21 protein-coding genes are annotated in these 26,929 nt (G+C 56.4%); 17 read left to right on the forward strand and 4 right to left on the reverse strand.

Annotation, left to right across the window (positions count from 1 at the left end; genetic code table 11):
• Positions 1 to 160: 160 nt before the first annotated feature.
• The 11 genes from ACUNV4_RS08600 to ACUNV4_RS08650 all read left to right on the forward strand — a co-directional run bounded on the left by ACUNV4_RS08600 (position 161) and on the right by ACUNV4_RS08650 (position 14,452).
• The gene (locus ACUNV4_RS08600) at positions 161 to 979 is read left to right on the forward strand and encodes an ABC transporter ATP-binding protein (protein WP_430878101.1); all 819 of its coding nucleotides are present in this window, start codon (positions 161 to 163) and stop codon (positions 977 to 979) included.
• Positions 976 to 2,916 carry an AMP-binding protein gene (locus tag ACUNV4_RS08605; RefSeq protein WP_430878102.1) on the forward strand — a complete coding sequence of 647 codons (1,941 nt, stop codon included), beginning with the start codon at positions 976 to 978 and terminating at the stop codon, positions 2,914 to 2,916. Before ACUNV4_RS08600 ends, ACUNV4_RS08605 begins: the two co-directional genes overlap by 4 nt.
• Positions 2,913 to 3,806, forward strand: a complete 894-nt coding sequence (locus ACUNV4_RS08610) for a branched-chain amino acid ABC transporter permease (RefSeq protein WP_430878103.1) — start codon at positions 2,913 to 2,915, stop codon at positions 3,804 to 3,806. The genes ACUNV4_RS08605 and ACUNV4_RS08610 overlap by 4 nt, the downstream gene beginning before the upstream one ends.
• A gap of 100 nt (positions 3,807 to 3,906) precedes the next feature.
• Positions 3,907 to 4,980: a branched-chain amino acid ABC transporter permease gene (locus ACUNV4_RS08615; RefSeq protein WP_430878104.1), complete on the forward strand. Its 1,074-nt coding sequence runs from the start codon at positions 3,907 to 3,909 to the stop codon at positions 4,978 to 4,980.
• A gap of 77 nt (positions 4,981 to 5,057) precedes the next feature.
• Positions 5,058 to 6,296 carry an ABC transporter substrate-binding protein gene (locus tag ACUNV4_RS08620; RefSeq protein WP_430878105.1) on the forward strand — a complete coding sequence of 413 codons (1,239 nt, stop codon included), beginning with the start codon at positions 5,058 to 5,060 and terminating at the stop codon, positions 6,294 to 6,296.
• An 85-nt stretch (positions 6,297 to 6,381) separates the two neighbouring features.
• Complete coding sequence (locus ACUNV4_RS08625) at positions 6,382 to 7,215, forward strand: ABC transporter ATP-binding protein (protein ID WP_430878106.1); 834 nt, start codon at positions 6,382 to 6,384, stop codon at positions 7,213 to 7,215.
• A 3-nt stretch (positions 7,216 to 7,218) separates the two neighbouring features.
• Positions 7,219 to 8,502 carry a phenylacetate--CoA ligase family protein gene (locus tag ACUNV4_RS08630; RefSeq protein ID WP_430878107.1) on the forward strand — a complete coding sequence of 428 codons (1,284 nt, stop codon included), beginning with the start codon at positions 7,219 to 7,221 and terminating at the stop codon, positions 8,500 to 8,502.
• Between the two features lie 121 nt (positions 8,503 to 8,623).
• Positions 8,624 to 9,787 carry an isovaleryl-CoA dehydrogenase gene (locus ACUNV4_RS08635; protein ID WP_430878108.1) on the forward strand — a complete coding sequence of 388 codons (1,164 nt, stop codon included), beginning with the start codon at positions 8,624 to 8,626 and terminating at the stop codon, positions 9,785 to 9,787.
• 52 nt (positions 9,788 to 9,839) lie between these two features.
• Positions 9,840 to 11,384 carry a carboxyl transferase domain-containing protein gene (locus ACUNV4_RS08640; protein WP_430878302.1) on the forward strand — a complete coding sequence of 515 codons (1,545 nt, stop codon included), beginning with the start codon at positions 9,840 to 9,842 and terminating at the stop codon, positions 11,382 to 11,384.
• Between the two features lie 5 nt (positions 11,385 to 11,389).
• The gene (locus ACUNV4_RS08645; RefSeq protein ID WP_430878109.1) at positions 11,390 to 13,375 is read left to right on the forward strand and encodes an acetyl/propionyl/methylcrotonyl-CoA carboxylase subunit alpha; all 1,986 of its coding nucleotides are present in this window, start codon (positions 11,390 to 11,392) and stop codon (positions 13,373 to 13,375) included.
• A gap of 318 nt (positions 13,376 to 13,693) precedes the next feature.
• Positions 13,694 to 14,452 carry a substrate-binding periplasmic protein gene (locus ACUNV4_RS08650; RefSeq protein ID WP_430878110.1) on the forward strand — a complete coding sequence of 253 codons (759 nt, stop codon included), beginning with the start codon at positions 13,694 to 13,696 and terminating at the stop codon, positions 14,450 to 14,452.
• 55 nt (positions 14,453 to 14,507) lie between these two features.
• Here ACUNV4_RS08650 and ACUNV4_RS08655 read toward each other — a convergent pair whose 3' ends face one another.
• Positions 14,508 to 15,398, reverse strand: coding sequence for a LysR family transcriptional regulator (locus tag ACUNV4_RS08655; protein ID WP_430878111.1), 891 nt, complete (start codon positions 15,396 to 15,398; stop codon positions 14,508 to 14,510).
• Between the two features lie 91 nt (positions 15,399 to 15,489).
• Between ACUNV4_RS08655 and ACUNV4_RS08660 the strand changes: the two genes are divergently transcribed.
• The 3 genes from ACUNV4_RS08660 to ACUNV4_RS08670 all read left to right on the forward strand — a co-directional run bounded on the left by ACUNV4_RS08660 (position 15,490) and on the right by ACUNV4_RS08670 (position 20,039).
• Complete coding sequence (locus tag ACUNV4_RS08660; protein WP_430878112.1) at positions 15,490 to 16,497, forward strand: TAXI family TRAP transporter solute-binding subunit; 1,008 nt, start codon at positions 15,490 to 15,492, stop codon at positions 16,495 to 16,497.
• 84 nt (positions 16,498 to 16,581) lie between these two features.
• Positions 16,582 to 18,471: a TRAP transporter permease gene (locus tag ACUNV4_RS08665; RefSeq protein WP_430878113.1), complete on the forward strand. Its 1,890-nt coding sequence runs from the start codon at positions 16,582 to 16,584 to the stop codon at positions 18,469 to 18,471.
• Positions 18,468 to 20,039: a sulfatase family protein gene (locus ACUNV4_RS08670; RefSeq protein WP_430878114.1), complete on the forward strand. Its 1,572-nt coding sequence runs from the start codon at positions 18,468 to 18,470 to the stop codon at positions 20,037 to 20,039. Before ACUNV4_RS08665 ends, ACUNV4_RS08670 begins: the two co-directional genes overlap by 4 nt.
• A gap of 42 nt (positions 20,040 to 20,081) precedes the next feature.
• Here the strand turns inward: ACUNV4_RS08670 and ACUNV4_RS08675 are convergent, their stop codons facing one another.
• The gene (locus tag ACUNV4_RS08675) at positions 20,082 to 20,495 is read right to left on the reverse strand and encodes a hypothetical protein (protein WP_430878115.1); all 414 of its coding nucleotides are present in this window, start codon (positions 20,493 to 20,495) and stop codon (positions 20,082 to 20,084) included.
• Positions 20,496 to 20,965: 470 nt separating this feature from the next.
• Between ACUNV4_RS08675 and ACUNV4_RS08680 the strand changes: the two genes are divergently transcribed.
• Positions 20,966 to 21,961 carry a substrate-binding domain-containing protein gene (locus ACUNV4_RS08680; protein ID WP_430878116.1) on the forward strand — a complete coding sequence of 332 codons (996 nt, stop codon included), beginning with the start codon at positions 20,966 to 20,968 and terminating at the stop codon, positions 21,959 to 21,961.
• 40 nt (positions 21,962 to 22,001) lie between these two features.
• On the forward strand, positions 22,002 to 23,009 hold the full coding sequence (locus ACUNV4_RS08685; protein ID WP_430878117.1) for an ABC transporter permease: 1,008 nt from the start codon (positions 22,002 to 22,004) through the stop codon (positions 23,007 to 23,009).
• A 212-nt stretch (positions 23,010 to 23,221) separates the two neighbouring features.
• On the opposite strand, the gene ACUNV4_RS08690 is transcribed toward ACUNV4_RS08685, so the two are convergent.
• Complete coding sequence (locus ACUNV4_RS08690) at positions 23,222 to 24,067, reverse strand: alpha/beta fold hydrolase (protein WP_430878118.1); 846 nt, start codon at positions 24,065 to 24,067, stop codon at positions 23,222 to 23,224.
• Between the two features lie 286 nt (positions 24,068 to 24,353).
• Between ACUNV4_RS08690 and greB the strand changes: the two genes are divergently transcribed.
• On the forward strand, positions 24,354 to 24,857 hold the full coding sequence (gene greB / locus ACUNV4_RS08695; RefSeq protein ID WP_430878119.1) for a transcription elongation factor GreB: 504 nt from the start codon (positions 24,354 to 24,356) through the stop codon (positions 24,855 to 24,857).
• 76 nt (positions 24,858 to 24,933) lie between these two features.
• On the opposite strand, the gene ACUNV4_RS08700 is transcribed toward greB, so the two are convergent.
• The gene (locus ACUNV4_RS08700) at positions 24,934 to 26,832 is read right to left on the reverse strand and encodes a hypothetical protein (protein ID WP_430878120.1); all 1,899 of its coding nucleotides are present in this window, start codon (positions 26,830 to 26,832) and stop codon (positions 24,934 to 24,936) included.
• Between the last annotated feature and the right edge of the window lie 97 nt (positions 26,833 to 26,929).

The following is a 26,929-nucleotide window of genomic DNA, read 5'->3' on the forward strand; positions in this document are numbered from 1 at the left end:
GCCCCGTTTCGAATCGCCATGTTGCCTCGCCTGTGTCGGCAGAGATTATACAAAGAGTTGCCTTGCAACAATTCGAAATATGTCTGAAATTCTCCGGCAACGATTGCTTGCTAGTTTGAGCTCCTGGTTCTTCGGCTACGGCTGTAGAGCATTCGGTCTGGTGGCAGACTTTGACAGAGTGGGGCTGACGATGTTGCTGGAAGTGGAGAATGTGTCACTGGGTTTCAGAGGAGTTCGTGCTCTGGACGAAGTGACGTTTTCCGTCGAAGAGGCGGAGTTGTATTCGATTATCGGACCCAACGGTGCCGGCAAGACGTCGATGCTCAATTGCATCTCCGGCCGATATACACCGGACAAGGGGTCAATACGTTTCGCGGGTACCGAGATTACCGCGCTGAAGCCCAATGCGCGACCAGAGCTGGGTATCGGCAGAACGTTCCAGAATCTGGCGCTGTTCGATCACATGAGTGTACTGGACAACATTCTGGTGGGACGACATCACTTGCTGAAGAACAACTTTCTGGCTGGCATGGCCTACTGGCTGGGAGCGCAGAAGGAAGAACTGGAGCATCGGCGTCACGTCGAGGAAATCATTGATTTTCTCGAGATCCAACCGATCCGTAACGCCATTGCGGGAACACTGTCCTACGGGCTCAGGAAGCGTGTCGAGCTGGCCAGGGCCATTGCCTTGAAGCCAAGGCTGGTACTTCTGGATGAACCCATGGCCGGCATGAACATGGAGGAAAAGGAAGACATGGCCAGGTATGTGGTGGATCTCAACGAGGAGATGGGCATGACCGTGATCATGATCGAACATGACATGGGCGTGGTCATGGACATTTCCAGTCGCGTGATGGTGCTGGATTTCGGCGCCAAGGTGGTGGATGGGCTGCCTGATGCCGTGATGGAGAACGAGCATGTCAAGCATGCCTATCTGGGAGCCGAGTGGCTTGATGACGAGGAGGTTCTGGCTTCATGAAGCATCCGGAGAGCACGAAAAGCCTGTCACTGGATACCTTTCCCCGATTGCTGGCAGACAACGCCGCCCGCTATCCGGATGAGACAGCGCTGCGCGAGAAGCAGTATGGGATCTGGAAGAGCCAGAGCTGGTCGCAGTACAACAGCAACGTCAGGGACATTGCTCTGGGGCTGCAGGTCCTGGGTATCAAGACCGGTGAGGTGGTGGGAATCATCGGTGACAACCGTCCTGATTGGGTAGCCGCAGAGATTGCAGTACATGCCTGTCAGGCCGTCAGCCTGGGCTTGTATCGGGACCTGATGGAAAAGGAACTGGCCTATCTGATCAACCATGCACATACCAGAATCGTCTTTGTCGAAGATGAGGAACAGGTCGACAAGTTTCTCAATCTCGAGCAGGAGTGCAGCTGCGTGGAGTACATCATCTACGAAGATCCCCGTGGTGTTCGCAAGTATGATGATCCTCGGTTGCTCTCGCTGGACAGCGTCAGGGACATGGGCAAGTCGCGAGACCGGGAACAAGCGGATGCCTACGATTCTCTGCTTGAAGCCGGTGATGGCGAATCGCTCGCCATCCTGTGTACCACGTCGGGTACCACCTCTCACCCGAAACTGGTGATGCTCAATGCTCGCAGCGTCATCGAGCATTGCAAGGACTACCTGCGTGTGGACCCCAGGGATGCCGACGATGAGTACGTGTCCACGCTGCCACTGCCCTGGATCATGGAGCAGGTGTATGCGGTTGGCATGTCCCTGATCTCCAGAATGACGGTGAACTTCGTCGAGGAAAGCGCGACCATGTTGGCGGATCTTCGCGAGATCGGCCCGACCTTCGTCCTGTTCCCGCCAAGGCTGTGGGAAGAACTGGTTGCCACCGTACGGGCAAGAATGATGGATGCCAGCTGGGTCAAACGCACACTACATGATCAGTTTCTGGATATGGGGCTGAAGGGCTATGACAATGACCAGCCATCGATGCTGGCCGAGTGGGGCTTGTTCAAGGCGCTCAAGGATCGACTGGGTTTGTCGAATGTGCGCTCTGCCGCTACCGGTGGAGCCGCTCTGGGGCCGGATACCTTCAAGTTCTTTCTGGCCATGGGCGTCCCGCTGCGTCAGTTGTACGGTCAGACCGAATTGCTGGGGGCGTATACCATTCATGGTAGCAATGACGTCGACTTCGATACGGTAGGTGTACCTTTCTGCGGTGATATCCAGGTACGCATCGATCAGGCAGACGCAGAAGGCATCGGCGAGATCGTCACACGGCACGACAACATGTTCCTTGGATATTACAAGGATGAGGCAGCCAGTCAGGAAGACATGCGCGACGGCTGGATGCACACGGGTGATGCCGGCTATTACAACGCTGCAGGGCATCTGGTTGTCATCGACCGCATATCGGATCTGGCCACCATGAACAGTGGCTTGCGCTATTCGCCTCAATTCATCGAGAACAAGCTCAAGTTCTGTCCCTATATCGGTGAGGCCGTGGTACTGGGTGCCGAGCGCGACTACCTGACGGCCATGATCTGCATCCGATATCCAATCCTGTCCAAATGGGCTGAGAAGCAACGCATTTCCTTTACCACCTATACGGATCTGTCGTCGCGTCCCGAGGCCTACGCGCTGATTGCCGAGCAGATCGCACGCATCAACGAGACATTGCCAGAGGCCCAGCGGCTGCGCCGGTTCGTTCTGTTGTACAAGGAACTGGATGCCGATGATGGGGAGCTGACCCGTACGCGAAAGGTACGGAGAAAGGTTGTCAATCAGAAGTATGAAGACATCATCTCCGCCATCTACAGCGACGCACCATCCATCGACGTGGATACGATGATCACGTTCCAGGACGGTACTCAGCAGAGAATCCAGACATCGATCGTGGTGCATGAGCTGGGCGAACACAGGATTGCGGAAGCCCGGGAGGCCTTGTCATGAATACATCTTTGTTGCTCCAGTTGCTGGCCAATGGTGTGATTGTCGGCATGCTGTATGGCGTGGTGGCCATGTGCTTCGTGCTGATCTACAAGTCGACGCAGGTAGTCAACTTTGCACAGGGTGAATTTCTGGTACTGGGAGCCTGGGTCTGTCTTTCGCTGGTCACGAACATGGGGTTGCCATTCTGGCTGGCCTTCGTATTCACCATGGTGTTCATGATGATCTTCGGTATCGTCATACAGATGGTCGTACTACGACCCCTGATCGGTGAGCCCATCATCTCGATCATCATGGTTACCATCGGCCTGTCCATATTCATGCAGGCAGGCATGAACTGGATCTTCGGCAACAATGCTGCGTCGTTTCCGAAGATCTTCGACACCGAGGTCGTGAGTCTGGGGAAATTCAATGTGGAAATGGCCTATCTGCTGAGCCTGATGCTCTCGATGGTCATCATGCTCATTTTCTATCTGTTCTTCAGATATTCACGTCATGGTCTGGCAATGCGTGCCACCGCCTCTGATCAACAGGCGGCACAGAGTCTGGGTGTTTCGGTCAAGCAGGTTTTTGCCATGTCCTGGGCCATATCAGCTGTTGTCTCCGGAGTCGCAGGCATCATCATCGGTATCGTCAACTCGGTATCCAACTCACTGGCCTTCATCGGCATCAAGGTGTTTCCCGCGGTCATCGTCGGTGGCCTCGATTCGATCATTGGTGCAGTGGTAGGCGGCATTCTGATCGGAGTGCTGGAGAATCTTGCCGAATATGTTGATGGTCAGTTTCTGCATATCGGCAATCTGTATACGGTGGCCCCATTCTATGTCCTGATCATCATTCTCATGATCAAACCCTATGGCCTGTTTGGTACCCGTGACATCGAGCGCATCTGATGAATCACGAACAGAGCGTCAAGACATGCCTTCCACGGATGCCGGGTCGGCATCGGGACTGGCCACAACACAGCAGCGGAAATCATGAGGCGGAGCAGACATGAGTACATCATCATTGAGACCTTGCGGTGATTTCAGAACCAGCTACAAGCAGGATCAATTTCTGCTGCTGACTCGCCGTATCGGCTGGGCTGCGGCAGCGGGTTTCGTGCTACTGCTGGCAGCACCCGTGTTTCTGGATGTCTATCTGATCAGCTTGCTGATACTGATCGGAATCTATGGTATCGCAGCGCTGGGTCTGAACATCGTGGTGGGTATGACAGGACAGATCAGTCTGGGTCACGCCGCGTTCTTCGGTTTCGGGGCGTTCGCTTCAGCCTGGATCAACGGAACGACCGGCATACCGGTGTTTCTGTGCATACCCCTGGCCGGTCTTCTGACAACTGCTGCAGGCTTGCTGTTCGGTCTGCCGGCGGCACGTATCAAGGGATTGTATCTGGCCATGGCGACGCTGGCCGCCCAGTTCATTCTCGAGGATTTCTTCGCGCGTGCCAGCTGGTTCACCGGTGGTTCGTCGGGTTCTCTGGCCGAGACGGTCAATCTGTTCGGCTTCCTGCTGGATACGGATGAGCGTTACTACTATCTGGTGCTCTTCTGGGTCATTGTCTCCTATGTCGCCGCTGCCAATCTGAAGCGCACTCGCGATGGTCGTGCCTTGATTGCAGTAAGAGATCATTATCTGTCCGCCGAGATAATGGGGATCAATCTGACTCGCTACCGTGTTCTTGCCTTCGGCATCTCGTCGTTCTTCGCAGGTCTCGGCGGAGCGCTGTTCGGTCACTATCTGGGCTTCGTGTCTGCAGAAGGTTTTACCATTCTGCTGTCCATACAGTTCCTGGCCATGATCATCATCGGTGGATTGGGTTCCGTGCCAGGTACCTTGCTGGGTACAGCCTTCATCGTTCTGCTGCCGCAAGTGATGGAAAGCCTCACATCCGGATTGATCGCTGCATTCCCCGGTGCCTTGTCCGGACTGGCATCGGGACAGGCCTATATCAAGGAGATGTCCATTGGTGCGGCCATCATTCTGTTTCTGATCTTCGAGCCGGATGGTCTGGCGCATCGCGTGGGGCAGATTCGAAAATCCATCAAGCTCTATCCGTTCAGCTACTGACCATTTCTGCACAGAAGCGTGGCATCACCACAGTATGCCAACCGTTGTTCTGTAGTACCTACCTGGAGAAAAAGAGAATGCGACACAAGCTTACAAGCCGCTTGGCAGGATTGACAATACTGATTGCGAGCACGTCAACGCTACAGGCACAGGATAGTGTCTTTGTCGGCAATCTGATCGATTACACCGGGCCTACGGCATTCGTCGGCAAGAACTATGGGCCGGGTATCAAGGATGCGGTGGACTGGATCAATGCCAACGGTGGCATATCCGGCACGCAGATCGAAATGGAACAGGTGGACTATGCCTACAAGGTACCCGAGGCCATTGCCACCTACAAGCGCTGGAAGTCGCGCAAGAAGATGATTGCCCTGCAAGGCTGGGGTACCGGTGATACGGAAGCGTTGATCTCCTTCGTTGCCAAGGACAGGATACCGGTATGGTCGGCTTCCTATTCCGGGCATCTGACTGACCCAACGGGCAGAAACAGCGAGACGGAAAAGCCGGCACCGTACAACTTCTTCTATGGCCCCAGCTATTCGGATGCCTGTCGGGCGATGGCGCAGTGGGCAGCAGATGATGCCCGTACAGAGGGTATCGAGTCGCCAGGTTTCGTGTATCTGGGCGATAACCACCCGTACCCGAATGCGCCCAAGGAGGCTTGTTCCGAGTATGCCGCCGAGTTGGGCATGAACGTTCTCAATCCCATTGTGGTGCCCATGAAGCCGGGTGACTTCAAGGCGCAGTGTCTGACGATCAAGGATTCGGGCGCCCATTATGCCTATATCGGGAATCTGGGAGGCTCGGTTGTGTCGTTGCTGAAATCATGCCGGACAGTGGGTACTGAGGTGAAGTACATGGCCAACATCTGGGGAGGCGACTACAGAACCATCGAGGCGGCAGAGGCGGTGGATTATGTCTTCCCTACAGCCTCTCCGTTCTGGGAATCGGATGCGCCCGGAATGGAAATGGTCAGGCAGATTCATGAGCACGGTAGTTTCGACAAATCCGAGAAACCGACTCATCACTACATTCGCGCAGTGTGTAGCGTGTTCTACATGAAAGAGGCGATGGAGTGGGCCAAGGAGAATGGTGGTCTGACGGGCGAGAATATCAAGCAGGGCATGTATGCCAGGAAGGACTGGGTGCCTGCTGGATTGGAGGGGGTCTGCCTGCCTTCCAACTGGAGTGAAACCGATCACCGGGGAACCACGACGGTATCGATCAATATGGGAACCGCGGTTGATGGCAAAGCGGTCATCAAGAAGATTGCCGATGTGAGTCTGCCGCAGCGTGATGACTGGATCGGCTATTAGTCTGACCGTGATTCGGTAGTTTCAAATACTGTGCAACGAACCCGTTGGCTCGTTGCACATCGATCCCTGATGTGATGGAAGCAGCATGCAACAGCAAGAGAAGCAGCAGTCGAGCATGAGCAATACCGGCAGTGACCTACTGCTGGAAATCGACAATATCGAAGTGGTGTACAACGAGTACGTATTGGTGCTGCGAGGCTTGAGTCTGGCGGTGGAACGCGGTTCGATCACCGCTCTATTGGGGGCCAATGGTGCGGGCAAGTCCACAACCTTGAAAGCCATCAGTGGCCTGTTGCATTCAGAGAACGGCGAGATCACTCGTGGCTCGATACGCTTTGATGGGCAGACAATCAGTCGCCAGCCACCCGAGGCGATGGTAAGAAGTGGCGTATTTCAGGTGATGGAGGGGCGCCGCATCATTCAGGACATGACGGTCATCGAGAACCTGCGTCTCGGCGCTTTTTCTCGCAAGGATGCGAGGATCAAACCGGATATGGATCTGGTATTCGACTACTTCCCGAGGTTGAAGGAGCGGACCGGCCTGGCGGGCTATCTCTCGGGAGGGGAGCAACAGATGCTGGCCATTGGTCGTGCCATGATGGCGCGACCGAAACTCATTCTTCTGGATGAGCCGTCCATGGGTTTGTCTCCGCTACTGGTCAAGGAGGTATTCAGCATCATCCGGAAACTGAATCGAGAGTTCGGGGTCACCATTCTTCTGGTCGAGCAGAATGCAGCCATGGCACTTCATTGCGCGAAACATGGCTACATCATGGAGAACGGCAAGATCGTGCTCGACGGTAGCAGTGACGAGCTGAAGAACAATGAAGATATCAAGGAATTCTACCTTGGTGGCGGCGGTGACAGAAAGAGTTTCAAGAACATCAAGTCGTTCAAGCGACGCAAGCGATGGTTGTAGATGATGACTGACAATAGAGAGACCTTGCTCACCCAGCAGGGGGTGCATCCCGAGATGGCCGGTATGGTCGATCATGAATACAGTACGATCGGCGAACGAGAGACTGATCAGGCGTCTCGACTTCGAGACATGTTGCAACTGGCCTGTGAGCAGCCGTATTACAAACAGGCCTATGCCAATCGTTCGGTCGAATCGATTCGGGAGGTAGCGGATCTGAAGGAATTGCCAGTGTTGCGCAAGCAGGATCTGGTCGACATACAGGCCAGCAGCCCCCCATTCGGGGGCTTGCTCGCCGGGAATGCCAGGCCGGATTACCTGTTTGTTTCACCGGGTCCCATTCATGAGCCCGGTTTCATGAAAGCCGATTTCTGGAGAACTCAAAGGGCACTGCGAGCAGCAGGGTTTCAGTCGGGGGACATCGTGCACAACACGTTTTCCTACCATCTGACACCAGGCGCCTGGATACTCGACGCCGGAGCCAGGGCATTGGACTGCGCCGTCATTCCGGCGGGCAATGCCTCGCTGGATCTGCACGTGACCACCGTTTTTCAGTATGGAGCCACGGCCTATGTCGGGACACCGGATTTCCTGAAAACACTGATCGAGGCCTGCTTGCTGGCCGATCGAGGACCGCTGCCGCTGACCAAGGCGGTGGTCAGTGGTGGCGTCTTGACATCGGGACTGCGCCGATTCTTTCGGGACAGTGGTCTGCAGGTGTTGCAGTTCTACGCCACGGCTGAACTGGGGCTCATTGCCTACGAAACCGAACCCGATGGGAAGATGCTCGTGGATCAGGATGTCATCGTGGAAATCGTGGAGCCCGGCACCGGCAGTCCGGTATCCGCGGGTGAGGTGGGGGAGGTTGTGGTGACCACGCTGCGAGAGGATTACCCTCTGGTTCGGTTTGGTACCGGGGATCTGTCTGCTTTCGTCGAACTTCCTGAGAGGAACGCTCATGCCGGGCCTGTATTGGCCGGTTGGCTGGGACGTGCTGACGAAGCGAGCAAGGTGCGAGGCATGTTTGTCAGGCCGGGACAGATCATGAAGTTGTGCGAACGGATAAAGGGTTTGAAGAGAGCCCGGTTGATCATCTCCAGAGCCAATGAAAAGGATGATGTCATTCTTTTCTGCGAATACAGTGATGACTATATCGGTCGCGACACGGCGGAGGAGAACCAGATGATCAGGGACGTGTTCAGGGAGTTATGCCATCTCAATACCAGTGTCTCGATCGTCGAGCCGGGTACCTTGAGCGACGATGGCAAGCTGATCGTCGATATGCGCTGAGAGGCAGCAAGGTCTGAATCCATCAGGCAACAGCAGGCGGAAGTGCAGTGTGGGTGCACCGCTGGCAGCCTGGCCCCCCACGGACAGCGTCACCGGTTGACGCAATCGAGGAACAGAAAAGATGTTCAATGAGACCATGAACTTTGACCTGGGCGAGGATATAGCCGCCTTGCAATCGATGGTGCATCGCTTTGCGCAGGAAGAGATTGCACCACGCGCTGCGCAGATTGACGCCAGCAACGAGTTTCCGATGGATTTATGGAAGAAGATGGGAGACATCGGCTTGCATGGCATTACCGTTCCGGAGCAATACGGTGGATCTGCCATGGGGTATCTGGCACACACCATTGCTCTGGAGGAGATCAGCCGAGCCAGTGCATCGGTAGGACTGAGTTACGGGGCACATTCGAATCTGTGCATCAACCAGATAAACCGCTGGGGCAATGATGAACAGAAGGCTCGCTATATCCCCAGACTGCTCAGTGGCGAGTACATCGGCGCACTGGCCATGTCCGAGGCGGCATCCGGCTCTGATGTCGTGTCCATGAAACTCAGGGCAGACCGGGGTACCGATGGTTATGTGCTCAATGGCAACAAGATGTGGATCACCAATGGGCCTGATGCATCCACCCTTGTCGTGTATGCCAAGACTGATCCGGAGGCTGGACCCCGAGGTATCACTGCCTTCCTGATCGAACAGGACATGCCGGGTTTTTCCACGTCACGCAAACTGGACAAGCTGGGCATGCGCGGTTCGAATACCTGTGAGCTGGTGTTCGAGGATGTACGGGTGCCTTTCGAGAATGTGCTGGGCGAAGAGGGTCGCGGCGTCAATGTGCTGATGTCGGGTCTGGATTACGAACGTGTCGTGCTCTCCGGAGGACCACTGGGTATCATGGCCGCAGCTCTTGATGTGGTCGTGCCTTATGTACATGAGCGACATCAGTTCGGGCAGGCCATTGGAACCTTCCAGCTCATGCAGGGCAAGCTGGCAGACATGTATACTACCCTGAATGCCTGCCGTGCCTATGTCTACGCAGTAGCACGCGCCTGTGACCGTGGAGAAACCACACGCAAGAATGCCGCGGGATGCATTCTGTATTCGGCTGAGAAGGCCACTCAGGTTGCCCTTGACGCCATTCAATGCCTGGGGGGGAACGGCTATACCAGCGACTATCCCACGGGACGTCTGTTACGTGATGCCAAGCTCTACGAGATCGGGGCGGGTACCAGTGAGATACGTCGCATGCTCATTGGTCGTGAACTGTTCAACGAGACTCGTTGACATGGCCATAGCGGGTAAAGAGGCAATACTGGACGACGACGATGCATTGGCCATGCGGGCGCAGTGCGATGTGATCGCAGAGCAGGCTCGGGTCATCATGCAGGGTGGTTCCGAGCGATCCAGAGAGAGACATGTGCAGCGTGGCAAGCTGTTACCGCGTGATCGGGTCAATGGACTCATTGATCCGGGTACGGCGTTTCTGGAAATCGGTCTGTTTGCTGCCTGGCAGTGCTACGGCGAGCAGATACCGGCTGCGGGCGTCATTGCCGGAATCGGCACCGTGGCTGGCAGGCAGTGCATGATCATCTGCAACGATGCCACGGTGGCTGGCGGCACCTATTATCCGCTGACGGTGAAAAAACACTTGCGGGCCCAGGAGATTGCCGAACAGAATCATCTACCATGCCTGTACCTGGTGGACAGCGGCGGGGCGAACCTGCTCAACCAGGATGAGGTGTTTCCGGACAAGGAGCATTTCGGGCGGATCTTCTACAACCAGGCACGCATGAGTGCTCAGGGCATTGCCCAGATAGCGGTGGTCATGGGGTCATGTACTGCGGGTGGTGCCTATGTTCCGGCCATGAGTGATCAGACCATCATCGTACGTGAGCAGGGCACCATCTTTCTGGCCGGACCACCCCTGTTGAAGGAGGCCACGGGTGAAGTGATCGATGCGGAAACCCTGGGAGGAGGAGATACCCACACGCGGTTGTCAGGCGTTGCCGATTATCTGGCCGATGATGATCTGCATGCGCTGGCGCTGGCGCGGAGGATTGTCGGCAATCTGCAAGCCTGTCCGGCTGCGAACTTGATGAAATCGACATACGCGGAACCATTGTTCGACGCTGGAGATATTCCGGGATTGGTACCGGCCGATGCACGCAAACCCCATGACGTGCGCAACATCATTTCGCGTCTGGTGGACGGGTCGGAATTCGATGAGTTCAAGGAGCGCTACGGTACGACGCTGGTGTGTGGTTTTGCCTCGGTGCATGGCATGACGCTGGGTATCGTGGCGAATAACGGTGTGCTGTTCTCGGAGAGTTCAAGCAAGGGCGCGCACTTCATCGAGCTGTGTTGCCAACAGAAGGTGCCGATTCTCTTCCTGCAGAACATCACCGGCTTCATGGTGGGTTCCCGGTATGAAGCCGGCGGTATTGCCAAGGATGGTGCCAAACTGGTCAATGCCGTGTCCACCGCTGAGGTGCCCAAGATCACTGTCATCATCGGTGGCTCCTATGGTGCGGGCAACTACGGCATGTGCGGGAGGGCCTTCGGTCCACGTTTCGTCTGGATGTGGCCCAATGCCCGAATCTCCGTCATGGGCGGGCCACAGGCGGCCGGGGTCATGGCCAATGTCAGGCGAAGCGCTCTGGAAAAACGCGGTGACTCCTGGTCGGAGGAAGAAGAGGCGGCGTTCAGACAACCGATACTTGATCAGTTCGAAAGGCAGTCGCAGCCGCTGTATGCCTCAGCCAGACTCTGGGATGACGGCATCATCGATCCTCGAAGTACCCGAGATGTCGTGGCCCTGTCGCTCAAGGCTTGTCTGAATGCCCCCATCGCCGAAACGCGTTTCGGACTTTTCCGGATGTAATGCTCATGATCGAATCCCTGCTTGTGGCCAATCGCGGCGAGATCGCCTGCCGCATTCTTCAAACTGCCCGTACGATGAGTATTCGCACCGTGGCGGTGTTCTCCGATGCCGATGCCCGTGCGCGTCATGTAGCGTTGGCAGACGAGGCCATACACATCGGTGCGACTCCCGTTGGCGAAAGCTATCTGGATGGTCGCAGGATCATCGACGCAGCCCTGGCCAGCGGTGTTCAGGCCATCCACCCCGGGTATGGCTTCCTGTCCGAGAACCCTGAATTCGTTGAAGTAGTCAGTGAGGCGGGCCTGATCTTCGTTGGACCGACAGCCAGTGCCATTCGAGCCATGGGGTTGAAGGATGCTGCCAAGGTTCTGATGGAGAAGGCAGGTGTTCCGGTTGTTCCCGGATATCACGGTAGCGAGCAATCTGCTGATTTTCTGGCCGAGCAGGCTGCCTCGATCGGTTATCCCGTCTTGATCAAGGCGCGTGCCGGTGGCGGAGGAAAGGGGATGCGACGAGTCGACCGCCCGGAGGATTTCAGGCAGGCGCTGGATAGCGCTGCCCGTGAAGGGCTCAATGCGTTTGGTGATGCAGCCGTGCTGGTCGAGAAGTACATAGCCTGTCCCCGGCACATCGAAGTACAGGTCTTTGGGGACAGTCACGGCAATGTCGTGCATTTGTTCGAACGGGATTGCTCGCTGCAACGTCGACATCAGAAGGTGATCGAAGAGGCACCGGCACCGGGGATGAGCGAGCCGGTAAGAACTGCCATGACCCAGGCGGCAGTCACCGCTGCTCAGGCTATCGGTTACGAAGGAGCCGGTACCGTTGAATTCATTGTGGATGGCTCTCGGGGTTTGCGCGCGGACGCCTTCTGGTTCATGGAGATGAATACACGACTGCAAGTCGAACACCCGGTTACCGAGGCCATTACGGGGGTCGATCTGGTCGAGGCGCAGATTCGTGTGGCCGCCGGAGAGTTGCTGCCCTTTACTCAGGATGAACTGAGCATTCAGGGGCATGCCTTCGAAGCCAGGCTTTACGCCGAGGATGTCTCGGCCGGATTTCTGCCTGCCACCGGTCATCTGCAGCGATTGGAGTTCGATCCGCGTGTCCGCAATGACACGGGTGTGAGATCAGGGGACGACATCACACCGTTCTATGATCCCATGATTGCCAAGATCATCAGCCATGCACGCACGCGGGAATTGGCCTTGAGTCAATTGAACCGCGCTCTGGAAAATACACTGGTGGCCGGAACCGTCACCAATGTGGAGTTTCTTGGCGCTCTGGCTCGGCATCCGCAATTTCGCGCTGGCAGCATGGATACCGGGTTGATCGAACGCGAGTTGGCAGCATTGACAGCCTCGGAACCAGTCTCCATGCTTGGCACTCTGGTGGCCGCTCTGTGTCTGGCTGATATCGATTTCCGGGAGCCATTGTCAGGATGGCGACTCTGGGGTGGCGCCAGCCATCTGCTGACGCTGCATTGCCATGACGACGTGCAGATCGTGCGGTTCGCGATCGTTGAACCCGGGCATTATCAATTGCTGGAAAAGGATAACGGTGAGTTGCTTCTGGATATTTTCCTGCAACCGCTTTCGGCAGATCGTTTGCTGGTAGATGTCAATGGTCTGCAAAAGCAGGTGACGGTGGTTCGCTGGAATGAACCGACCTGTGCCTGTGTATGCGTGTGCGCTGAAGGGCGAACACGGGAGTTTCGCCACTTTGACCCCCTGGAATCCGTCGGTGAGTCTGCCGGCAGTGAGGATGCGGTCAGAGCTCCGATGACTGGCGTCATCCGTGTGCTGGAAATCGAGCCGGGGCAGAGTGTCAGGTCCGGACAGCGCCTGCTGGTGCTCGAGGCCATGAAGATGGAAACCAGCGTGCTGGCTCCCAGAGATGGCATCGTGGAGCAGGTGCATTGCCGGGCAGATGCGACGGTGGACGGTGGCGCCCTGTTGGTCAGCCTGCAAGCGATCGAACCGTCATGATGCCGTCCGACGGGCAACCACTCTCAATCCGCCTCGCCGTGATACCGTAAGATCAGTAGCCTTGCAGGCATGTTGGAGTCTTGTCTTGTAACCTGGCTGCCCTCATCCGTCTATCGATCGACAGGTGGGTGATCATCTCTCTGCCTTGCGCAGAAGGAATATTGAAAACGCGGCCGGTTTCGACAGTGCTACACTGCGCGACATCGAGATCAGATGTCCGCAGCGAAGCTGCACCGATAACAGCAGGATAGGATGTATGCCTGAATGCGTCGATGAACGATGGCTGACCGAGTGCTATGACCCACACCTGGAATCGTCATGCTGACGTTTTCAGGCACGACGTCTCGCAAGACCATTCTTGCGATGTGGCTACTGATTCAAGGGAGCATCCTGTCGGCTGACGCCTTGGGCCAGAGTTCGACCAGCCCCCTGGTTCTGTCAAACGCAACCTTGCCACCGGTGTCCACTTCCGAGGGTGATGGCTATCTGGACAAGCTGTACGCGGAATGGTTCAAGCGCGCAGGCTTGCGCGTGCAGCTGCAGACGACTCCGGCGGCTCGCGGTCTGGAGAGTGCCAACGCAGGGATATTTGCAGGCGACGCGGCCCGTGTCGACATGGATAGCTCACTGTATCCGGATCTACTCCAGGTGCCGGAGCCCGTGATCGAAGTGATTTTTGGTGGTCTTTTCCTGGATTCCGGAGTTCGAGTCAAGACATTCTCCGATTTCGAGGACTATCGGGTCGGATATGTACGTGGTTGGAAGATCGCAGAAGGATTGTTCAAGGGGAAGGTCAATACGGTTACCGTGCGGAATGCCGGCAATCTGCTGGATATGCTGGCGGCGGACAGAATCGATGTTGCTTTCATGACCGTTGCCCCGGCGAGAGAGCTGGCGCGTGAAAGACAGCTGGGATGGTTGAACAGAACCGATTTCGAAATCCGCAAGACGCTGTATCTCTATCTCCATTCCAGTCACCGGGACAAGGTTTCCCGAATGGCCGACATTCTCAGAGACATGAAGTTCGATGGCAGCTACGATCAGATCATGTCAGGCTACAGTCTCGGGAATCGTTGAGCTGACTGGTGTTTCGGTGTCGAGTTCGCCCTTGGCATACTGAACGAGAGTTGGTTCAGTGCTGCAGGCAAAGCTGTTGAAACTCCTTGTGGATGGGGCTTGATGATTCGTTGTTCCTGCTGATTATTCCGATGGGACGATGAAATTGAGGGTGGTCCAAATCGAGAAAAGCCAGGTCGTCGCCCAGATAGGAAGCGGTAGTCTTCATTGGCATCGTGGAAATGAAATCGGTTGATTGGAGAATTTCCATCACTGACCGAATGGAATCGGTTTCAACGGCGATGTCAATCCTGTCCAATCCCATGGCGATCAACGCGCCCTCGGTTTGATGGCGCAGCATGCTTCCGCGAGAGTGGGATACCCAACGCTGGTTTTGCAAATCCGCACTCTTGATGCTTTTCAGAGAATGAAGTGCATGCCCGGTGCGGCACAACACGCCGACGCGATCGTCCACCAGATGTGTGAAAGTCGATTGGCTGGATCGGTCTATGAAGTCACGAGGCCCGATGATCATGTCTACTTGAGCTCGCTCCAGCATCTCGCGTAGCTCGTGTACGAGGCCCACGCGCAGATCAACCTTGCAGTGCGGTCGATCAACAATGAATCGAGTGATTCTGCTGGTCAGGAAGTGGCCCGCGATGATGGGAGGGGCGCCAATTCTGAGCGTGCCTGCTGTTCCCTCTGCTGCCAATTTGGAAAGGTTTCTTGCCTGCTCTTCTGCTGTGCGTATGGAGATACCGGCTTGTGCCAGCTTCAAGCCCAGGTCTGTCGGCTCAGCCTTTCGGGAGGACCTGTCGAACAGGGGAATACCGACCCGATCCTCCAGGGTTTTCATGTTTCGGCTGAGAGCTGGCTGGGTAATACCTATGCGGTCAGCAGCCGCCTGGAATGAGCCTGCTTCAACGATAAGGGAGAGCTGGGCGAGATGGCGCGGGTCGATATACATACCACAAAGTAATATAAGCCGAGAAAAAAATCATTATTTTTTATGTTGATGAGGGCTTAAGCTGTAAAAAAAATTCCACCAGGAGGCCTTCATGCAAACATTAAAGAATACCGTCGCTGCTGCGACCATGGCGCTGTCGCTCGCTTTTACCGGCAACGCTGCGGCACAGGTGTACAAGGGAGAAACCGCCGGTGTGGGTGATCCGGTCCACACGATGTTCGTGGCATTCGCCAATCAGGCGGGCAAGGCGGATGTGACTGTACAAGTCAATGCGGGGCAGACATTGACCAAGTCGATGCTCAAGGGCGCGCGGGGCGATATCGAGTTCTTCTCGGCGGTGCCTTCCCTTGTCAACCTCATGGCGGGTAAGCAGGCCATGTACGCGAATATTGATGGAGCGGAGGAACTCTCAGGCAATTTGCGCGCAATTTTCGGTTTCAAGGCCGGCGCCTATCATCCCGTGGTGCTTGCATCATCCGGGATCGAGAACTGGGAAGACATCAAGGGTAAAACCGTTTTTACTGGCCCACCGGCTGGTGCCGCTTCAGCTACCTCGGAAGGGCTCATAAAGGTGATAACCGGCTACGAAGCGGGTACGGACTACACCGCCGTTCGGCTTTCCTGGGGCGAAGGCTATGCAGCGTTGTCCGATGGCAAGATCGACATGATGGTTCGTCCTGCCGAAGTGGGATCAGCCAATATCGAGCAATTCGGCTTGTCGGGTGAATTCCGTATCCTGTCGATACCGGATGAGGCGCGAGACAATGAAGAGATGCTCGCACTGTTTGGCAAGCCGGGCCGAGGCATGGCGACGTTCGATGGCAACATCTACAAGGGTCAGTTGACCGAAGGTGAAATCACATCGCTGGGTTTCTTCCAGTTTCTGGGCACTCACGCCGGTGTTGATGATGATGTCGTTTACGCAGCAACGAAAGCGTTCTGGGAAAACATTTCCGAAGTGCAGAACACCGCGTTCTTCCTGAAGGAAGTCAGCAAGGAAACTGCCTTCATTGCGATCAATGTGCCGTTGCATGCCGGTGCATTGCGCTATTACGACGAAGCCGGTTTCGACGTACCCGACGAGCTGCGCGCACCCTGATATTTTTCATCAGACCCTTCCTTTGCACCGTTTTTACATCTGATGAGGGATGAGATGACAGATCCGTCGACAGCGTCTGCTCAAATGAGTCGAGTGCTCAGCTGGGCGTCAGTTATTGCCTGCGCAATTCTCGGGGCAATGGCGATTTATACGTCAGGCATTGGCCTTCTTGATGCCAGCACGCAGCGTGCTGGCGGTTTTGCACTGGCCTTGATTGTCGGTGTTGCAGCGTCACGTTCCATCCGCAATCCGAAGCAGATGAGCTCGGCAACCTCCAGGTTTCATATCATCATGGATGTGATCTTGATCGTGGCCGGTCTGTGGTCGATCTGGTCGTTTTATTTCGTGCAGGGTCAGATGCAGACTGCGCTGTATGACGTCACCAATGCGGATGCCTGGCCAGCCCTGGCAGGCCTGTGTGTCTTTCTCGAGCTATCCCGCCGCCTGTGGGGCTGGGGCCTGTTCTGCGTTGGCGCCTTCGCTGTTCTCTACTTGTTGTTCGGGCAGAATCTACCGGGAATGCTGGAGCATTCCGGTTTCAGCCTCAAAGAGGTCGCAGAGGGGCTCTGGTACAACACCAATAAGGGTGTGTTCGGATCAATCACCAACATCGTGCTGGCCACGGTATTCATCTTCATCGTGTTCGGTGCTTTGCTGGAAGGCACAGGCGCCGGTGACACCTTGCTGAAATTCGCCTTTCTTGCCACGCGCCGCACGCGAGGCGGTCCAGCACACGCTGCCATACTGGCATCATCACTGTTCGGTACAATGTCAGGCAGCACGGTAGCCAACATTGTCGGAACTGGCACGTTTACCATCCCCATGATCAAGAAGCGTGGCTTTTCCCCCACGTTTGCCGCAGGCATCGAGGCGACAGCTTCATCCGGCGGACAGATCATGCCACCCATCATGGGAGCCGCGGCCCTGGTCATGGCGGACCTGACGGGCGTTGGATACCTCAACATCATCATCGCTGCGCTGGTTCCGGCTCTTTTCTACTACTTCAGTCTTTTCACTGCGGTGACGGTTGAAGCCAGGCGGCAGGGTATCGAAGTTCAACCCCTGTCCGTTGACGACAAGATCACCAAAGTGGACTTGATCAATTCGATCCTGTTTGCAGGGCCGATTGCTGCCGTTGTCATTTCCTTGTTGATAGGTCTATCGACGTCATCGGCAGGCTTCTACGCGGTTGTGGTGTTGCTGCTGTTGTCGGTGATCAATCCGGATGTGCGCGCGAATCCCAGTCGTGTCTGGCGGTCATTCATATCAGGCAGCAAGTCCGGTGCGACCTTGTTGATCGCCATCGCTGCCATCGGAATACTGGTCGGTGCTCTGGATACCACAGGCCTGGGCCTGAAACTGGCCAATGTCATTGCATCGGTGCGTGGAGACAGCCTGTTTTCAGCGCTCCTGGTTGCCATGATCGGCGCGCTGATCCTTGGTATGGGCATGCCGACGCTGCCGGCCTATCTGATCATCATTCTTGTCATGGGGCCTGCGATCCAAGCGCTTGGTATATCAATACTCACCGCTCACATGTTCGTGTTCTATTACGGCGTTGCATCGTCACTGACGCCACCGGTTGCCATCGCCGCTTATGCAGCCGCACCGATAGCGGGGGCCAACCCGCTCATGACCTCTTTCATGTCCTTCCGCCTTGGCATGGCGAAGTTCATCATCCCGTTCATCTTCGCCTTCTACCCAACACTGCTGATAGTGGAAGAATTCCAGCTGTGGACATTCATCTGGATCGTTGCCCGAACCATGTTCTGTATCTGGCTTTTCTCTTCAGCCTTGTCCGCCTATGACCGAGGCAAGCTGACATGGTTGGAAGTGGGTTTACGGTTTGTAGCGGCTTTCGTATTGCTTGCAATCAGTCCGATGTTCTATCTGCCGGCTTTGGCCTTGGGTATCGCATTGATTGCCTGGGATCAGAAGAGGGGATCAACACCATTGAGTAGAGCGACGTCATGACGAAAAAACCCAACTTTCTGTTCATCATTACCGATCAACACCGTGCCGATCATCTGGGTTGCTATGGCAACACGGTGGTAAAGACCCCCAACATTGACGGCATCGCGGAAAAGGGTCGACAGTGGGACAAGTTCTACGTGGCCAATCCGATCTGCATGCCCAATCGTGCGTCCATCATGACGGGGCGCATGTCCTCGCTTCATGGTGCGCGCCACAATGGTATTCCGCTGTCACACGATCACACGACGTTTGTCGAGCTACTGAAAGACGCAGGCTATCGGACCGGCCTCATCGGTAAGTCACACTTGCAGAGCTTTACCGGCCTGCCGGCGTCCAATACATACCAACCTGACCCGACGCTGCATACGCCACGCAAGGAACTGCGTGACGCCTACAAGCATGATCGGCATTCGGAAGACTACGATCTGGAAGTGGTACCGAAATGGGATCGTCCACTGGCTGAACGTATGGGGGGTGATTTCTACGGTTTCGAACATGTCGAGATTGCCGCTGACCATGCCGATGCGGCGAGTGGCGATTATCTGCTGTGGGCCCGTGAGCAAGATCCCGATTTCGATAGCCTCGTGGGAGAGAAAAACGCGCTGCCGGATGATCGCATCAACGCACCGCAGGCCTGGCGAACAGCGGTGCCGGAAGAACTCTATTCAACGTCGTGGATAGCCGACAGGTCGCAGGACTGGTTGAAGGAGCGTGCCGATGATGATGCGCCGTTCTTCTTGCAGATGTCTTTCCCTGATCCGCATCATCCCTTTACGCCACCCGGGAAATACTGGGATATGTATGACCCGGCAGACATGCCACTGCCAGCTTCATTCGGCAAGAGCGATCTGCCGCCTGTCAAGGCAATGAGAGAAGCGATGGAAAATGGTACGGACCCGCGTGATAACCAGAGCCCTTTCAGCGTGACGGAAGATGAAGCGCGTCAAATCCTCGCATTGACGTACGGGTCCATCACCATGATTGACGATGCCATCGGGCGCGTACTGGCGCAGCTCGAGGAATCGGGTCTGGCTGACAATACCATTGTGATCTTTACGTCTGACCACGGCGACTACATGGGCGATCATGGTTTGATGCTGAAATTGCTGTTGCATTTCCAGGGCACCATTCGCGTCCCGTTCATCTGGTACGACCCATCGCAGCGGGGCGGCGGGGAAGCTGTTTCCGATCTGGCGTCGAGCATTGATATTTCTGCGACCATTCTGGCGCGAGCGGGCGTACAGGCTTTCAATGGCATTCAGGGCCGTGACTTGCTGAAGGATCCAGAACCTGAGGCCATCCTTGTTGAAGAAGACAGTCAAAGGACAATGACGGGGTTCGAGCGTCCGCAACGTATTCGAACCGTGGTGACTGATCGCTACCGCATGTCGCTGCGAGAGGGGGAGGACTGGCACGAACTGTATGATCTACAGGCAGATCCGCATGAACTGGACAATCGATATGCCGATCCGGATTTTTCAGACGTTCGACACGAATTGACAGAGATCATGTTGCGCCGCATGATCTCTCTGCAAGACCGTGCACCGCTGCCAGCTTATCGCGCTTGAAAAAGGCGGCTGCGATCTGGCCGTTGTGCTGGATTCGGTTTTTCACACCGAGTCTGTTGCTGCGGCGTCACGTGATGCAGCTCTGGTCATCCCCGCCCTGATCAAGATTGACAGCGACGGACACCGGGGCGGCTTGTTGCGGGCGATCCTGAGCTGATCACAGTCGGGCGAATTCTTGATGAAGACGGTGCTGAGCTGCGTGGCGTGTTGACCCATGCAGGCGATAGCCATGGTGCGGTGGGGGTGGCAGCGCAGTCCGAGTTCGCCGAGATGGAACGTGTGGCCGCGGCCGGAAACTGCAAGCCGCTTGTTGTAGTTGAAGCCATTGTCGCTGTTTATGGTTGAGTTGCTGCTCGAGCTGGCTGCTGTATTCGTATTGTCACTCTCGTAGTGGCCTTCAAGTAATTCGGTATTTTCCAGCGTTGCTGCAGAGCCTCGGGCGCTCCCTGCAGACATTTGAACGTCCACTCAGTGCTGCAAAGCGCCTGTGCAGGCAGAAATCAGATTGAAAAATCGGGGGGCGCCGGCTCCACGTCGGATGCCCTGTTTCCGAGTGCCGGCTCTCTACGCCGCCTTGGCGTACGCCTGCAGCGACGGTGGGGCGGATATCCGCCGCATCGCGACGCTTCGCTTCTGCAGGATATTTACAAACAGCTTTGACCGTGATTCAATGAAATCCAATCACACCACCAACGTGATCAGTCAGCGCATGCCGAACTACCGCCATGCAGCGCGATGCTGCCGAAGAGCAAATTCTCATGACTGCGACGGAACCCGTCAGAAGGTTCCCGCCCGTCATGCACGGACAACGGCTGACGTTCAATCGGTTTCGAGAGTGCGAATGGATGTGTCTGAGCGTACAAGCGCCTTCCATCTGTCAACGCAATATCTGCAGCCAGCAGGCTGCGACACTGGAGAGAAAAACCATGCACCACGGTACAACCATCAGACAGACAGCTACTCCATCCAGCCGGCATCGCCGCAGCATCGGAGCGGCGATCAAGGCCGGACTACTCGCAACTACACTGGCCATCTCCGGTCATTCTCTGGCGCAGGACCTGGAAATCTTCACCTCTGTTCCCAGTCTCGGCTTTCCCTTCTTCGTGCACATGCAAAAGGAGTTGTCGGCCGAAGCTGACTCGCTGGGTGGGATAACTCTGATGGAGTCCGACGGCCAGAATCAGACTACCAAGCAAACGGCAGACGTTGAATCAGCCATCATCAAGGGCGTTGACGGTATCGTCATCTCGCCCATCGACGCAGTGGCAATGGCGCCTGCCCTGCAACAGGCGGTGGATGCAGAGATACCCGTGATCACCATTGACCGGGCAGTCCAGGGTGTGGAAGGCATCCTCTCTCACGTTGGAGCTGACAATGTTCTCGGTGGCCAGGCTCAGGCCAATCTGATCGTGAGCCTGTTCCCCGATGGCGCCACGGTCGTCAATCTTCAGGGGCAGCCAGGAGCCAGCCCTGCCATCGATCGCAATCGAGGTGTACATGACGTACTGGACCCACTGTCTGACAAGTACACATTTGTAGCAGAACAGACGGCAAACTTTGCGCGTGAGGAAGGTGCATCGGTCACTGAATCCATCCTTGCCGGTCTCGATACGCCACCGGATGTCATTGTCGCTGCCAATGATGACATGGCTCTCGGAGCTCTGCAGGTGGCTCAGGAGCAGAACCTCGACATCGTCATCATTGGTTTCGATGCGCTGCCTGAAGCTCTGGGCAGCGTGCGTGATGGCGGTCTCACCGCCACGATCGAACAATTCCCGGGTGGGCAGAGTCGTACCGCCATGCAAGCCATGGTGAGCTATCTGCGTGACGGCACTGCACCTGATGAGCAGGTATTGCTGACGCCGATTGCAATCACCCAGAGCAACATCGAAGAGGGTGAGAGGCTCGGAGAAGTCCAATAGACAGAGCATAAGACAGCCAGCTTGCAGAGCCTCGGTAATCATGTCGAGTAGAGAAATCAACAAGGTGCCGTTCAACGCGCTGGAGTTTTCAGCGCGTTTTGCGGCGCCATTGTTTCTGTTATTGCTGATCGCGGTGTTTGCATTGCTTGAACCGCGTTTCCTGCATCCACTGAACCTGTTCAATATCCTCCGGCAGGTGTCGATCTCGGGACTGATCGCCATCGGCATGACCTTCGTCATACTCACGGCCGGTATCGATCTGTCGGTGGGTTCACTGATGGCTCTCGCAGGGCTGGTCAGTGCCTATGTTGCAAAAGGGGGATTGGCTGACCGGTTTGCGATCGGTGCGAATCTGGATGCAGGGAATCCTGCGATTCTGGCACTGGCCGCCGGTCTGCTGGTCGGCATGCTGGGAGGCGCCCTGCAGGGCATGGCCATAACGCGACTCAAGGTACCACCCTTCGTCGTGACACTCGGTGGATTGACCGCGTTCAGGGGGGCAGCCCTGCTGTTTTCAGGCGGTGGTCCGATCAGCGGTTTTGCAGCAGATTACACCTGGTGGGGCCAGGGTAGGATCGGGCCGGTACCGGTTCCCGTGATCATCTTTCTCGGTTGCGCTATTCTGGCTCATCTGGTGCTGCGGTACTTTCAGTACGGCCAGCATGTGTATGCCACTGGAGGCAACAGCCGCGCTGCTGCACTCAACGGCGTACCGACGCGTCGAGTGATATTTTCGGTGTATGTGGTGGTTGGCTTCTTCTGCGGACTGGCCGGATTCCTGCTGTCAGCTCGCTTGAACTCCGCTGAAGCGGTGGCAGGTCTGGGGGTGGAATTGACTGTCATTGCTGCTGTCGTTATCGGTGGTACCAGTCTGTTTGGCGGTGTGGGGAGCATATTCGGCACTGTGGTTGGCGCCTGCCTGATCGGTGTATTGACCAATGGTCTGGTGCTGTTGAATGTCTCTTCCTTCATTCAGCAGATCGTCATCGGCGTCATTCTGGTAGCAGCGGTTGCATTTGATCAGTTTGCGGCGGAGAAGCGGCAATAGTCGGCCAACACACGGACGTTCTATTGCGGTTGTAAGCCCTGAATGCCCGATGTACGGCTTGAAGCGCCATCCGAATGGCAGATGATTCTGTTGATCAATGCAAGAATGAACAGCAGCTCTGCAATGATCAGCCTTTGTTTTTCGCACACGGCAATGGCGAAAGGCAGTGATACCAAGCCTGGTCGTGAGAGTCGATTACCGTCGGAGAGTCGCTACCTCTGACGGTGAAGATCGCGTGAAACGCTTCGGTCGGATGACTCTTGCTGTTCTTGCAGAAAATCGAGCAACACGGCATTGAAGGCCGCAGGACGTTCAACCGGAACGGCATGGCGGCTGTCCGGAATGATGACCATTCTGGCATTCGGGGCCAGCTCGACAATGCGCTGTTTCCAGGCTCGCGGGGTGTAGTCTTCACTGGCGCAGATCACCAGGATGGCCTGTTCGATGCGTGACAGCTCAGGTGTGATGTCCCAGCTCAGGATGGCATCGAGTGCTGCCTGATAGGCGGCAGGATCGTTCTCTGACCAGCGATCGGCAAACAGCCGCCGCCGGTCGATGAACTCATCACCTGGTAGTAATCGCTCGGCAATGATTCGACCAAGACGTCGCATCCCGAGCAGTCTGACCAGCAACTTGCGTTGCATGACGGTGAACCTGTCACGCAGACGTCGAGGTTTCATGTCCGCCGGGGAGTTGACCGCCGTGATGGTTGCTACAAGGTCGGGGTGGTCCAGAGCAAGCTGCAGCGCAATCTGTGCGCCCATGGACAGGCCCACAGCATGAACACCAGTCAGTTTCAGACTGTTGATCAGCGAGGCGACATCATTCGCCATATCCCGAATGGAGTAAGGCTGGGTGGGCTTGTCACTGTCGCCGTGACCACGCAGGTCGATCAGCAGCAATTGATGATTGGCAGTCAATGCCGGGACCTGATCTGACCAATCGCGGAGGCTGGAACCCAGGCCATGAAGGAGAAGAACCGTCGAAACGGATGCATCCGACGACGAGGCATGGAGTTCGTAGTGAATACCCAGTCCATCTGCGTGATGTCGCGGCATGATGATCACCTGCCCTGATGTATCGAGTCTGCTGCTCGGTAGAGGACCCTTGTCAATACCTTAACCTGTTTCCACGTCGTAGGGAAATACTCGAAAAGGGCAGAGTGCTGATCGATTCGGGTGCCGTTCGGAAAGGCAGGCAGGGTGTCCGCATGGTCTGCGCATCCAATGTGCCCTTGGCGCCAGGGTCCGACACGGGTGTCTGTCATCTTGCCATGTGGGTGATCATCGAGCCGGGTTGGGGCTACAATACTGCTCATTCGATTGCACCGAAGCCACGAGTTTCATGAGCCGCTACCGCCCCCCAAGTCCTCGCTCTTCACCGTATATCACCCGTGAAGGTTATGACCGCCTGAAATCCGAGGAAAAGGCGCTGTGGGCAAGACGCAAGGATGTCACTGCCGCACTGAGTGCCGCCGCCGCCGAAGGCGATCGGTCAGAGAACGCAGAATACATCTACCGGAAGAAGGAACTGCGCGAAATCGATCGGCGCGTGCGCTACCTGCAGAAACGCATTCCGGACCTGAAAGTCATCGACCGGCGTGCCGGAGGCGATGCGATATTCTTTGGCGCCGAGGTCGAACTGGAGACCGACAGCGGCTCGACCATGACGGTACGTATCGTCGGTGCGGACGAGATCGATCCGGCCAGGCGATTCATCAGTGTGGATTCACCGCTGGCCAGGGCTTTGCTGAAAAAGCAGGTGGATGATGAAGTCACCATCGAGGTGGAGGAGCAGAAGCTGGTCTATGCCGTGCTCGGCATCAGCTATCCGCAAGGCGATAGCTGATGCCGAGGATCATGGGGAGCGGTGTTCAGGGCCGTCGGGGCAAGCAGAGAGTTCGAGGTCGTTCGACATCTGGATGTCAACGGCTCACGAATACCTCCACCTGCAGCTCATCATCAACAGGCACATCAACCACATCATCGCCGATCAACATGCGAATCGTGCCGGTATCGTCCGGTACGGGTGTTGCAATTACCGAACTGCCATCGGCCGCGGTCACGCTGATGCTGCCTTCGGTCCATTGGTCCAGCGGTTCTTCTGCTTCCGTATCGCCTTCGTAGCGCAATGAGATGTTGACGCTCAGGCGTTGATCGGACACGGCAGGAATGTCGGCATCGAAGCTGATGTCACTGCTGGAATCGCGGTACATGACCGTCGGTTGCAAGGTGGTGATCGGTTCGGCAAAGGACAGGCCGACACGCCTGCCCATCTCGGCCGTGAAGTCATGAACGGCAAGCGTGATACTGCCATCGGCTGCGATGTTTTCGTAGTGCTCCACGGTCCAGCTGTCGTTGATCCGGACTCCGTCACGATAGGGCATGGTTCGAGTCTGCTCGGAGTCGTAGAAGTACTGTTGGTCCTCTGCGAAGGTTTGCACCTCGATGCCCTCGTACTTGTAGTAACTCTCCGGGCCGCGTGAGGCCGGGTACAACTGCACCTGCCCACTGTAGATGCCCGTTGGCAGAGAACAGTCGGAATAAGTCGACACATATCCCTGGCCATCACCACCACCTAGAATGATCGGCAAGGAGGCACTGCCTCCGGCGTCACAGCTGTAGTCGCCACCGGCAGAACCACCTGGAATCTCGGTGCTACCAGGCACCAGAGTCAGGCCATTGGCCGTGGTTACACCCGCGCTACGATAGTTGATGAAGAGCTCCTTGAGTGCCTCATGTGGACGCTGCATGGCCGCTTCAACAACTTCAAAGGGCTTGCGATTGGCAATGGCGATGATTTCACGCAGCACCTGTTCGGCATTTGCCAGGGTGATGGCCGCTGATACCGGTGGAGTCACTGTGCCTGTGGTTGCCGGCACCTGGATGCTGGCGGCGCTTGACTGCCTGCCTTGTTCGTCAATGGCGACTATTGCATAGGTCCTGTCGCTGGCGGCGGGGGAATCGCCGTCAAGGTAGCTGGTACCGTCGGTAACGCCCAGTACTTCTGCATTGCGACTGATCTGGAACATCTGGCCCGGGCGCTGACGCGCCCAGAACAGTTCCAGAACGGAATCGGAGTAGATGGCGACTGTCAGGTTCTCTGGCGTCTGCCGTCCTTGCTCAGTGCCGCCCGCAGATCCGCTGGCGTCATCAAGTGTGGTCAGGCTGAGCTGCGAGTCTCTGGATACTGCGCCCGAGCTGTCACGGGCACGCACCCTCAGTTGCAGGCTGGTGCCTGGCGTCAGGCCGTCCAGATACAGGCTGGTGCCGGCGCTGCTGCCGAGTCTCTGCTCGCCAAGGTAGATGTCGTATTGCAAGCCGGGAATTGCCGCCCGGGTCCAGAACAGCTCGGCGGCCGTTGGCGAATAGACCTGTGCATGGAGATCCTGCGGGGCGGGTATCGCATTCAGCTGGCTCATGACATCGGCGGCATTGATGCCCAGATAGGGATCGTGCACGACCCAGACGTTGTCGATCGTTTCCACCGGTGGCGCGGTATAGACGGCATCGATGTCGCCGACAACAATGCCCTGGATACGCTGTCGTGTGGAGTGATTGATGACATGGTAGCTGCCATCACTCACCTCGCAGGCTGTCCCGTCGCGATTGCCCGAGGGGGTATCCCCCAGGGTGTACACCTGGTATTCACACATGGTGGTCCAGTCGCTGGCACTCTGGACTTGCAGATAGCCATGGGTAGCGTTGCCCCAGCTCAGGGTATTGCCTTCCACCCTTACCTGAAAACGATCTGCAGCCAGAACCTTGCCGGTGGTTGACATCAGCAACAGGCAGCCCTGCAGTGCCAGTACACGGTGATTCATGATGGTGTTTCCTCGTTGAGCGTCATCGATATCCATGACCAGACGAGCCGAGTCGTTGCGAGCCCTGTCGGCCTGTGCAGCGGTTTCCGCTTGCCGA

Source organism: Granulosicoccus sp. 3-233 (genome assembly GCF_052681095.1).

Coding starts and splice junctions, on each gene's coding strand:
- ACUNV4_RS08605 (WP_430878102.1), top strand. CDS start 976: ATGAAGCATCCGGAGAGCACGAAAAGCCTGTCACTGGATACCTTTCCC.
- ACUNV4_RS08610 (WP_430878103.1), top strand. CDS start 2,913: ATGAATACATCTTTGTTGCTCCAGTTGCTGGCCAATGGTGTGATTGTC.
- ACUNV4_RS08615 (WP_430878104.1), top strand. CDS start 3,907: ATGAGTACATCATCATTGAGACCTTGCGGTGATTTCAGAACCAGCTAC.
- ACUNV4_RS08620 (WP_430878105.1), top strand. CDS start 5,058: ATGCGACACAAGCTTACAAGCCGCTTGGCAGGATTGACAATACTGATT.
- ACUNV4_RS08625 (WP_430878106.1), top strand. CDS start 6,382: ATGCAACAGCAAGAGAAGCAGCAGTCGAGCATGAGCAATACCGGCAGT.
- ACUNV4_RS08630 (WP_430878107.1), top strand. CDS start 7,219: ATGACTGACAATAGAGAGACCTTGCTCACCCAGCAGGGGGTGCATCCC.
- ACUNV4_RS08635 (WP_430878108.1), top strand. CDS start 8,624: ATGTTCAATGAGACCATGAACTTTGACCTGGGCGAGGATATAGCCGCC.
- ACUNV4_RS08640 (WP_430878302.1), top strand. CDS start 9,840: ATGCGGGCGCAGTGCGATGTGATCGCAGAGCAGGCTCGGGTCATCATG.
- ACUNV4_RS08645 (WP_430878109.1), top strand. CDS start 11,390: ATGATCGAATCCCTGCTTGTGGCCAATCGCGGCGAGATCGCCTGCCGC.
- ACUNV4_RS08650 (WP_430878110.1), top strand. CDS start 13,694: ATGCTGACGTTTTCAGGCACGACGTCTCGCAAGACCATTCTTGCGATG.
- ACUNV4_RS08655 (WP_430878111.1), bottom strand. CDS start 15,398: ATGTATATCGACCCGCGCCATCTCGCCCAGCTCTCCCTTATCGTTGAA.
- ACUNV4_RS08660 (WP_430878112.1), top strand. CDS start 15,490: ATGCAAACATTAAAGAATACCGTCGCTGCTGCGACCATGGCGCTGTCG.
- ACUNV4_RS08665 (WP_430878113.1), top strand. CDS start 16,582: ATGAGTCGAGTGCTCAGCTGGGCGTCAGTTATTGCCTGCGCAATTCTC.
- ACUNV4_RS08670 (WP_430878114.1), top strand. CDS start 18,468: ATGACGAAAAAACCCAACTTTCTGTTCATCATTACCGATCAACACCGT.
- ACUNV4_RS08675 (WP_430878115.1), bottom strand. CDS start 20,495: ATGTCTGCAGGGAGCGCCCGAGGCTCTGCAGCAACGCTGGAAAATACC.
- ACUNV4_RS08680 (WP_430878116.1), top strand. CDS start 20,966: ATGCACCACGGTACAACCATCAGACAGACAGCTACTCCATCCAGCCGG.
- ACUNV4_RS08685 (WP_430878117.1), top strand. CDS start 22,002: ATGTCGAGTAGAGAAATCAACAAGGTGCCGTTCAACGCGCTGGAGTTT.
- ACUNV4_RS08690 (WP_430878118.1), bottom strand. CDS start 24,067: ATGCCGCGACATCACGCAGATGGACTGGGTATTCACTACGAACTCCAT.
- greB (WP_430878119.1), top strand. CDS start 24,354: ATGAGCCGCTACCGCCCCCCAAGTCCTCGCTCTTCACCGTATATCACC.
- ACUNV4_RS08700 (WP_430878120.1), bottom strand. CDS start 26,832: ATGAATCACCGTGTACTGGCACTGCAGGGCTGCCTGTTGCTGATGTCA.